The organism is Candidatus Cloacimonadota bacterium, assembly GCA_028706475.1.
Taxonomy (GTDB): Bacteria; Cloacimonadota; Cloacimonadia; order Cloacimonadales; family Cloacimonadaceae; genus UBA5456.
In genome coordinates, this window is record JAQWBI010000066.1 from 1 (window position 1) to 6,992 (window position 6,992).

General features: G+C 47.6%; 7 protein-coding genes and 1 riboswitch. All 7 genes read left to right on the forward strand.

Going from position 1 to position 6,992, the window contains the following annotated elements; genetic code table 11:
* The first annotated feature begins 416 nt into the window (after positions 1-416).
* Positions 417-1,139 (forward strand): hypothetical protein, encoded by a 723-nt coding sequence (locus tag PHF32_08280; protein ID MDD4560713.1) that lies wholly within the window; start codon positions 417-419, stop codon positions 1,137-1,139.
* Between the two features lie 8 nt (positions 1,140-1,147).
* Positions 1,148-1,242, forward strand: a riboswitch (TPP riboswitch).
* Positions 1,243-1,302: 60 nt separating this feature from the next.
* A complete protein-coding gene (locus tag PHF32_08285) occupies positions 1,303-2,076 on the forward strand; it encodes a sulfide-dependent adenosine diphosphate thiazole synthase (GenBank protein ID MDD4560714.1) in 774 nt (257 codons plus the stop codon).
* A 3-nt stretch (positions 2,077-2,079) separates the two neighbouring features.
* Positions 2,080-2,733, forward strand: coding sequence for a thiamine phosphate synthase (locus tag PHF32_08290; GenBank protein MDD4560715.1), 654 nt, complete (start codon positions 2,080-2,082; stop codon positions 2,731-2,733).
* Positions 2,730-4,010 carry a phosphomethylpyrimidine synthase ThiC gene (gene thiC / locus PHF32_08295; protein MDD4560716.1) on the forward strand — a complete coding sequence of 427 codons (1,281 nt, stop codon included), beginning with the start codon at positions 2,730-2,732 and terminating at the stop codon, positions 4,008-4,010. Before PHF32_08290 ends, thiC begins: the two co-directional genes overlap by 4 nt.
* Complete coding sequence (locus PHF32_08300; GenBank protein ID MDD4560717.1) at positions 4,003-4,794, forward strand: bifunctional hydroxymethylpyrimidine kinase/phosphomethylpyrimidine kinase; 792 nt, start codon at positions 4,003-4,005, stop codon at positions 4,792-4,794. Before thiC ends, PHF32_08300 begins: the two co-directional genes overlap by 8 nt.
* A 204-nt stretch (positions 4,795-4,998) precedes the next feature.
* The gene (locus PHF32_08305; protein ID MDD4560718.1) at positions 4,999-6,639 is read left to right on the forward strand and encodes an AMP-binding protein; all 1,641 of its coding nucleotides are present in this window, start codon (positions 4,999-5,001) and stop codon (positions 6,637-6,639) included.
* Positions 6,640-6,656: 17 nt separating this feature from the next.
* On the forward strand, positions 6,657-6,992 hold a 336-nt coding region (locus PHF32_08310), incomplete at its 3' end, for a THUMP domain-containing protein (GenBank protein ID MDD4560719.1).

Sequence of the window (6,992 nt, forward strand, 5' to 3'; positions counted from 1 at the left end):
GAAGAACTAATTGATCGAATCTACAAAGGTATTGATGAGCTAAATCAATCGCCTGTCGTGTTCAGGTGGAGATATAAGATGGATGAGATTAGAGTATGATATATTGTTTTATGAACGCTCTACTAGTGACTCGTCAAGGTACGAATGTCGTTTTCTGCTGGGCTGCCATACTCCACTTTGGCAGATAATCTGCCGAATGATTCAGAGCTGCGGTTCACACTCTGTGTATCAACGTGTAGAGAAGTAGATATCATCGGGTTATCATCGAGTGAGCACAGGATGATAACACCTTGATATCAGGTTCAGCACTGGATCGAACAAAGGGAAAGATAATAATGATTCAAAAGCTCCCTTCGGTCGCTGTGGCACTCCAAGCTTGACATGACAGTAGTTTCCAGTACATTATTTGGAATAATATGGCGTTTTTCCCAGTTAATAAAAGCGATCTGAATGCCCGTGCTTGGTCTGCCTGCGACATCATCCTCATCAGCGGAGATGCCTATGTAGACCATCCCTCCTTTGGCGTGCCCATCATCGCGCGGAGCTTGGAAGCAGCCGGATTCAAGGTAGGCATCATCGCTCAACCGGATTGGCATAACGACGCGGATTTCATGGCACTTGGCGCTCCTCGACTGTTTTTTGGCATCAGCTCTGGAAATATGGACTCCATGGTGAATCATTATACTGCCCAGCGCCGGTTGCGATCCGATGACGCCTACAGTCCGGAAGGCAATAGCGGAAAGAGACCCGATCGTGCTGTGATGATTTACACAAACATCGTCAAACGGCAGATCATCCCCTACATCATTATCGGCCATCCCGGCACCACTATGGATGATGCTCTGGCATTGAAACACTGGCTGGAAAAACATAAGATTCACGTGGAGCAAGTACAGGAATTCACTCCCACCCCAATGACGATAAGCACATGCATGTATTATACGGGTCTGGATTTTGAAACTGGAAATCCCATCCATATTCCTTCTCCGGGCGAGATCCGCAAACAGAAAGAGCTGATCGTGAAACCCGGGCCTGCTTCCGGGTCCCGGCTCCATAACCCCCCCCCCAAAAAAAAGCATAGACAGATAGTTACTCCAATCCGCACATCCACATTGTTGTTGACAGAAAAGCCTATGTAATAATCTTGAAATCTATACAGGGGTGCTGAGTTTTCAGCTGAGAATATACCCTTCGAACCTGATCCGGATAATACCGGCGCTAGGAAGTACATAATACTCCCCACCAGATTCAAACCTCGAAGGATCCTCTCAATCCCCCCAGAATAATGATAAGGGGAAACACATGGAAAAAACTATTTCCACAGCCATCTGTCAAGAGTGGTTCAACAAACTGTCTCTACATCTTGAAAACGACGTAATTATTGTAGGTGCGGGGCCATCGGGCCTTATCTGCGCCGCGGAACTGGGATCCAAAAACATCAAAACCTGTCTCATCGAAAGTAAATTGGCCCCCGGCGGAGGCATGTGGGGCGGTGCCATGCTGTTCAATAGCATCGTAATCCAAGAAGAAGCCCGCTTTATCCTGCAAAAATACGGTATCAATCATCGAGAACACAAGCCTGGATTCTATGTAGCCGATGCCGCCGAAGCCACTTCCGCACTCATCTACCACGCTAGTCATAACGGTTGTGCCATATTTTCCGGTATGTGCATGGAAGATGTACGGGTAAAAGAAGATAGAGTCCGGGGAGTAGTGGTAAACTGGACTCCCATAAAACGCCTGGATATGCACGTGGATCCGCTTTCACTGCTGGCTACAATCGTTTTGGACGCGACGGGACACCCCTCAGAAGTAGTAAAAGTTCTGGTGAACAAGAATCAGGTAACTCTTAAGCTGCCTCAGACAGGAATCCGGGGAGAAAGATCGATGAATGCAGAAGCGGGCGAGAAAGCCTGTATTCAATACACATCAGAACTATATCCCGGATTGTATGTGAGCGGCATGGCTGCCTGCGGGGTAAGCGGTAGCAATCGCATGGGGCCAATCTTTGGCGGGATGCTGCTTTCCGGGATGAAAGCCGCCAAATTGATAAGCTCCGCTCTGGGAAAGGACTGATCGATGCAGGACTTTGGACTATATATAGTAATGACTTCACCCGATTTGGGTTATCGTGAATTTACCAGGCTGTGCGTGGAGATGGAAGTTCCATTCATTCAGCTAAGAGACAAAGAGATGCCCTTCGAAAACCTGCTGGCACTGGCCAAAGACCTGGTATCCATTTGCAAAGGCAGCAAAACCCGTCTCATCGTAAACGACAACATCGAGCTCTGCCGTTTATCAGATGCCGACGGCCTACACCTTGGGCCGGAGGATGATCCCTGGACAGAAGCCCGAAATAAACTACCTGACGACAAGATAATCGGAGTTTCTACTCACAACCTCAATGAAGCCATGACAATGATATCACAGATGAAATATGCGGGTGAGCTGAAAGCACCGGACTACATGAGCTTTGGCCCCATATACTCTACTGTGGCAAAAAAGATTCCCGATGCTCCCCTTGGCACCGAAAACCTACACTATGTAATCCAGCAAGCTCCAGTACCGCTTGTGGCAATAGGGGGAATCTTCCCTCACAATATGCCGGAAGTATTGGCAAGCGGAGCTCGCAACCTATGCTTTATCAGACACTTCGGCTCTTCTGCCACGGCAAGCGAACTGAAGAGAAAAATTATACAATTCTACACAATCCTAAAGGAGACACAATCATGACACAGATAGATATGGCCAAACAAGGCAAGATGACTAAGGAAATGCAATGCGTAGCTATAGATGAGCAGATCGACTGCCGAGAACTGATGAAACTGATCGCGAAAGGCGAAGTGGTGATACCTCACAATCGAAACCGCAATGCCAGACCCACCGCTATCGGCAACAATACCCGCACCAAAATCAACGCCAATATTGGAACATCAGACCTGCAGTGCGAGCTCTCGCTGGAACTGGAAAAGCTTGCCCTTTGCGATAAATTCGGCGCTCATAGCGTGATGGATCTCTCCACCGGTGGGAACCTGAAAGAGATTCGTAAGACAATGCTGAAAGAAAGCCCGTTAATCCTAGGCACTGTGCCCATCTATGCGGTGGCTTCGGAACTGGACAAAAAAGGTAAAGATATCCGCGACTTCGAGCCGAATATGCTCTTTGAAGAAATCCAGGATCAAGCGGAGCAAGGCGTAGATTTTGTAACCGTTCACGCCGGTATAAACCGATGGAGCCTGCTGGCACATTCAAACGACAAACGCCTTTTGGGCATCGTGAGCCGGGGAGGATCGCTGCTCAAACGCTGGATGATGCACAGCGGCAAAGAAAACCCTCTGTATGAAGATTACGACAGATTGTTGAGCATCTGTAAAAAGCACGACCTTTGCCTCAGCTTGGGCGATGGCTTCCGCCCCGGGGCCATCTTCGATGCCACAGATTCCACTCAGATTTCCGAGCTGATCGTATTGGCAGAATTGGTGAAACGCGCTCGTGATGCCAATGTACAAGTGATGGTGGAAGGCCCGGGACATGTGCCACTCACGGATATCGAAGCAAACGTAAGATTGCAGAAAAAGCTCTGCGATAATGCCCCATTCTACGTTTTGGGCCCTCTACCCACAGATTTTGCCTGTGGCTACGATCACATCAGCGGCGCCATCGGCGGTGCTTTAGCAGCTTCAGCCGGAGCGGATTTTCTGTGTTACGTTACTCCCGCAGAACACCTCTGCCTGCCGGATTTGGAAGATGTGAAACAGGGCATCATCGCTTCCCGCATTGCCGCTCATATCGCCGATATAGCCAAGGGCTGTCCCGGAGCGGTACACATCGACAATACAATCGCCAAAGCGCGTCGACAAATGGATTGGGATACCATCTTCCAAAACTGCGTGGATCCTGAATTGGCACAAAAACGTAAGTATGATACCTCTCACAGCCAAGAGGATCGCTGCAGTATGTGCGGCAACCTGTGTGCCATCAAAACCGACAAAGCGGATATTCATGCCTGATGTGATGGCAACAATCGGCGCCATCGATAGTAGCGGTGGCGCCGGGATAAACCAGGACATTCGAATCGCGGCACTGTTTGGCTTCCGTTTGCAATGCTGCGTGGGAGCCATCACCATCCAGGATTCACTGGGGCTAAAAGCTATTCACAATGTGCCCCGCGAGGCCTTTCTCGGGGCATTAAAACAGCTTACTCAAAGTCCCGACATCCGCTTCGTTAAAATTGGTGCCCTGGCTAGCGTAGAGAAAATGGAATTATGCGCTGATTTTTTGGACAAGAGCTCCGGTTATCGCGTGATCCTGGATCCGGTAATCGCTCCCAGCAGCGGTCAAGCCTTCATAGATGAAGAAAACCTTTTTTGCCTGCACAAGCTGGCAGATAAAGCACATTTCATCTGCCCAAACATCCCCGAACTTGAGATACTGAGTGCGCACCGGATCAGCAATATCCAAGATGCACTCCTCGCAGCACAGGATCTGTGTCACAAAAGCGGGGCAAGCGTGTTGCTAACTGGCGGGCACCGGCTAGCCGAGGCAGTTATCAGTCCCGAAAGCGAAAGCACGGTGCAAGAACTCACTGAAGCCTATGTAAGCCCAAGAGACTGCCATCTGCATACATTTACAGCGCACAATTGGCACTATAGTCATGGCACGGGCTGCGCTCTGGCCACCGCTTTTATGTGTTATCTGGCTCAAGACATTACTCCACCACTGGCATTTCCCAGAGCTTCGGCTTTTGTGCGTAGATTCTACGACAGAATAAACGGAATTAGGACAATGCCATAGAATAGCGGGAACAAGCACGTATCGGTGCCCCTTACTAGCGGCATCTTGCTTTATCACCTTTATCTTTCGCTGTTGCTAGAAGCATGAAAAATCATCTTTTACTTGACAAAGCTTGAGCAGCAGTCTTTCTTGCAATTGCCATTAAAAAAAAGGTCTGAGAACCATGCCCGATTGGTATCAAATACAGCAGAGAAGGAAAGCAGAATGATAGACGAGAAGTTGATTGTAAAAATTGTTAAATCCATTCGTGAATATTGGGATCTTCCCGCGTTTACAAATTATCCCGGCCCCTCAATAAGCTATGCAGATGTAGCTGGTCGGATACTATGGTTACACAGAATATTCAAAGATATGGATATAAAGAAAGGAACCAAGATTGCCCTGGCGGGAAAGAACTGCAGTAACTGGGGTCTGGTGTGGTTGAGCGCAGTCACTTATGGTGCAACGATTGTGCCTATACTGGCCAATTTTTCTCCCGAAGACACTCAGCACATTATCAATCACAGCGATGCCGAATTGGCCTTCATTTCCAAAGATAAATACGACAATATCGATGGCGATCAGTTAAGAAACGTCCGTTTTGTATTGTCTTTGGATGATTTCACTATTCTGGAAGAGAAGTTTTCGAAGCATCCGTTTACCCTCATGAACTTTACCGAATTCAGTTCATCCAGCTCTCTGGATAAAGACAGTTTCGATATTGAGGATGTCTGCGATAACGAAGATATCGCCTCCATCATATACACCAGCGGTACCACCGGTTTTTCCAAGGGTGTGATGCTGCCTCACCGCAGCTTGCTGGCAAACTTGATAGTTGCACACAATCACTTGTTGTTCAATGTGGGTGCAAAAGTACTTGCCTTTTTACCATTAGCACATGCCTATGCTTGCAGTTTCGACTTACTATACCCGGTTACGCGAGGCAATCATATCAACTTCCTGGATAGGATTCCTGCGCCCAAATTGCTGCTTGCCGCAATGAAAGACCTACAACCAGAGATTGTGCTTACCGTACCGCTATTGATCGAGAAGATATATAAAAAACAGCTTCAACCCGTTATCGAATCCCCTAAAATGAGGGTTTTGCTAAAGATTCCCGTACTGAAAAACATCATTCTTAAAAAGATCCACGATACACTGATGCAGGCTTTTGGCGGAAACATCCGCGAACTTATCACCGGTGGAGCACCTATGAATGCAGAAGTGGAACACTTTATGAAAAAGATCAAATTTCCCTTCACCATCGGTTACGGTATGACCGAGTGCGGACCCCTGATCTCATATGCAAACTGGAATGAACACCGTTTTGAATCCAGTGGCAAACAAGTGGAATTTTTGCAGATCAAGGTAGAGTCTGAAGACCCTCATACAATCCCCGGAGAAATAAAACTGAGGGGTGAACAGGTCTTCAAGGGATATTACAAGTTTGATGAAGCTACCGCTGAAGTGTTGCGGGATGGCTGGTTATACACAGGCGACATCGGTACTATAGATAAAGATGGCTTTGTGTATATCCGCGGTCGCAGCAAAAACGTGATATTGGGTCCCAGCGGTGAAAACATCTATCCGGAACTGGTGGAGCAAAAAATGAACAACATGCCCTATGTGGGCGAATCGCTGGTATTGGAACGCAATCGTCAGCTTCATGTAATGATATATCCGGATTTCGAGGCTTTGGACAACGACCACATCCCAGAAAGCCAGATTCCGAAACTGATGGAAAAAAATCGTAGTGAAGTGAACAAACAACTGGCGGATTTTAGCCGTATCATCAAAGTTCAGATCGCCAGTGAACCCTTCCAGAAGACGCCTACCCAGAAGATTAAGCGCTACCTGTATTCCTAAGATATAAGATATGTAAATTGGAACAAGATCATTATTTTGCTGTAGTATCGGGCAGCTTGGAAAAAATTGCCCGCTTGGAATTGGAGAATTTTGGTGCCCGGATAATCTGGGATATTCCCCGGGGACTCCATTTCTGCTGCAGCAAAGAAAGCCTGTATCGCATTTTGTATGAAGCGCGGCTCATACAACGGGTGCTGATGCCGCTTCTGCATTTTGACTGCCACAGCATCAAATATCTATATCTGCAAGCGTTTAAAAATATCCCCTGGCATACGATGTTTGGGCTGAGTCAAAGCTTCGGAATCGATACAAACGTAAGCAACTCATTCACCAGACATTCATTGTATGCAGGA

Coding starts and splice junctions, on each gene's coding strand:
- PHF32_08290 (MDD4560715.1), top strand. CDS start 2,080: ATGCAGGACTTTGGACTATATATAGTAATGACTTCACCCGATTTGGGT.
- PHF32_08280 (MDD4560713.1), top strand. CDS start 417: ATGGCGTTTTTCCCAGTTAATAAAAGCGATCTGAATGCCCGTGCTTGG.
- PHF32_08300 (MDD4560717.1), top strand. CDS start 4,003: ATGCCTGATGTGATGGCAACAATCGGCGCCATCGATAGTAGCGGTGGC.
- thiC (MDD4560716.1), top strand. CDS start 2,730: ATGACACAGATAGATATGGCCAAACAAGGCAAGATGACTAAGGAAATG.
- PHF32_08285 (MDD4560714.1), top strand. CDS start 1,303: ATGGAAAAAACTATTTCCACAGCCATCTGTCAAGAGTGGTTCAACAAA.
- PHF32_08305 (MDD4560718.1), top strand. CDS start 4,999: ATGATAGACGAGAAGTTGATTGTAAAAATTGTTAAATCCATTCGTGAA.